The sequence below is a fragment of the Enterococcus sp. 3C7_DIV0644 genome (assembly GCF_002141235.1).
Lineage (GTDB): Bacteria > Bacillota > Bacilli > Lactobacillales > Enterococcaceae > Enterococcus_D > Enterococcus_D entomosocium.
Genome location: NZ_NGLK01000001.1, coordinates 1,580,910 through 1,582,529, shown reverse-complemented (window position 1 = coordinate 1,582,529; position 1,620 = coordinate 1,580,910). Strand labels below are relative to the sequence as shown.

Genomic DNA, 1,620 nt, shown 5'->3' with positions numbered 1-1,620 from the left:
GTTCGGTCCCTATCCGTCGCGGGCGTTGGAAATTTGAGAGGAGCTGTCCTTAGTACGAGAGGACCGGGATGGACTTACCGCTGGTGTACCAGTTGTCTCGCCAGAGGCATCGCTGGGTAGCTATGTAGGGAAGGGATAAACGCTGAAAGCATCTAAGTGTGAAGCCCACCTCAAGATGAGATTTCCCATTTCTTTAAGAAAGTAAGATCCCTGAGAGATGATCAGGTAGATAGGTCAGAAGTGGAAGGCCAGTGATGGTTGGAGCGGACTGATACTAATCGATCGAGGACTTAACCAAAAAGAAAAAAGCACGTAAACTCGTAGCGTTTTGATTTCTTCGATCCAGTTTTGAGTGAGCAACACTTACTCAATTGAATAGTGTGGTGGCGATAGCAAGAAGGATACACCTGTAACCATGCCGAACACAGAAGTTAAGCTTCTTAGCGCCGATTGTAGTGAAGGGTTTCCCTTTGTGAGAGTAGGACGTCGCCACGCGTTTTTTTTACCTTATGGGGGTTTAGCTCAGCTGGGAGAGCATCTGCCTTACAAGCAGAGGGTCAGCGGTTCGATCCCGTTAACCCCCATATGAGTCGTTAGCTCAGTTGGTAGAGCATCTGACTTTTAATCAGAGGGTCACAGGTTCGAGCCCTGTACGACTCATAGTAATAACCTATGCGGGTGTGGCGGAATTGGCAGACGCACTAGATTTAGGATCTAGCGCCTTCGGGCGTGGGGGTTCAAGTCCCTTCACCCGCACTTCATTGCCGGCTTAGCTCAGTTGGTAGAGCATCTGATTTGTAATCAGAGGGTCGAGGGTTCAAGTCCTTTAGCCGGCATCAGGAATACGCGGAAATAGCTCAGTGGTAGAGCACCACCTTGCCAAGGTGGGGGTCGCGGGTTCGAACCCCGTTTTCCGCTTTGCCTTAGCAATTTTCAGCCGGGGTGGCGGAACTGGCAGACGCACAGGACTTAAAATCCTGCGGTGAGTGATCACCGTACCGGTTCGATTCCGGTCCTCGGCATTTCATAATATGCGCCCATAGCTCAATTGGATAGAGTGTTTGACTACGGATCAAAAGGTTAGGGGTTCGACTCCTCTTGGGCGCGCTTTAATAACGGGAAGTAGCTCAGCTTGGTAGAGCACTTGGTTTGGGACCAAGGGGTCGCAGGTTCGAATCCTGTCTTCCCGATACTTTTACAAAAGGGGCCTTAGCTCAGCTGGGAGAGCGCCTGCTTTGCACGCAGGAGGTCAGCGGTTCGATCCCGCTAGGCTCCATATCATTTGAATAAATGATTCTTTTTTACGCGGTGTAGCTCAGCTGGCTAGAGCGTCCGGTTCATACCCGGGAGGTCGGGGGTTCGATCCCCTCCGCCGCGATTTTTTAAGAGCCTGGACCTTTAGCTCAGTTGGTTAGAGCAGACGGCTCATAACCGTCCGGTCGTAGGTTCGAGTCCTACAAGGTCCATTGTGGCATTGTATCTGTTTTATTATGGAGGATTACCCAAGTCCGGCTGAAGGGAACGGTCTTGAAAACCGTCAGGCGGGTAAAACCGTGCAAGGGTTCGAATCCCTTATCCTCCTTAACTGTCTCTTTTGTTGCGAGCAAAAGAATCACAGTC

At 50.7% G+C, this 1,620-nt stretch carries 12 tRNA genes, 1 rRNA gene and 1 other annotated feature; all 13 genes read left to right on the top strand.

Annotated elements, in window-relative coordinates:
• Nucleotides 1–23: 23 nt before the first annotated feature.
• Nucleotides 24–286: a sequence feature (23S ribosomal RNA rRNA prediction is too short), on the top strand.
• 93 nt (nt 287–379) lie between these two features.
• The 13 genes from rrf to A5877_RS07410 all read left to right on the top strand — a co-directional run bounded on the left by rrf (nt 380) and on the right by A5877_RS07410 (nt 1,582).
• Nucleotides 380–495 (top strand): 5S ribosomal RNA (gene rrf / locus A5877_RS07470).
• Between the two features lie 16 nt (nt 496–511).
• Nucleotides 512–584 (top strand) — tRNA-Val (locus A5877_RS07465).
• A gap of 3 nt (nt 585–587) precedes the next feature.
• Nucleotides 588–660: transfer RNA gene (locus A5877_RS07460), tRNA-Lys, on the top strand.
• Between the two features lie 14 nt (nt 661–674).
• Nucleotides 675–756 (top strand) — tRNA-Leu (locus A5877_RS07455).
• Between the two features lie 7 nt (nt 757–763).
• Nucleotides 764–836: transfer RNA gene (locus A5877_RS07450), tRNA-Thr, on the top strand.
• Between the two features lie 10 nt (nt 837–846).
• A tRNA-Gly gene (locus A5877_RS07445) sits at nt 847–918 on the top strand.
• 18 nt (nt 919–936) lie between these two features.
• A tRNA-Leu gene (locus A5877_RS07440) sits at nt 937–1,022 on the top strand.
• 11 nt (nt 1,023–1,033) lie between these two features.
• Nucleotides 1,034–1,107 (top strand) — tRNA-Arg (locus tag A5877_RS07435).
• Between the two features lie 9 nt (nt 1,108–1,116).
• Nucleotides 1,117–1,190: transfer RNA gene (locus A5877_RS07430), tRNA-Pro, on the top strand.
• Nucleotides 1,191–1,203: 13 nt separating this feature from the next.
• A tRNA-Ala gene (locus A5877_RS07425) sits at nt 1,204–1,276 on the top strand.
• 28 nt (nt 1,277–1,304) lie between these two features.
• Nucleotides 1,305–1,378, top strand: a tRNA-Met gene (locus A5877_RS07420).
• A 14-nt stretch (nt 1,379–1,392) separates the two neighbouring features.
• Nucleotides 1,393–1,466, top strand: a tRNA-Ile gene (locus tag A5877_RS07415).
• Nucleotides 1,467–1,492: 26 nt separating this feature from the next.
• Nucleotides 1,493–1,582, top strand: a tRNA-Ser gene (locus A5877_RS07410).
• Nucleotides 1,583–1,620 lie beyond the last annotated feature (38 nt).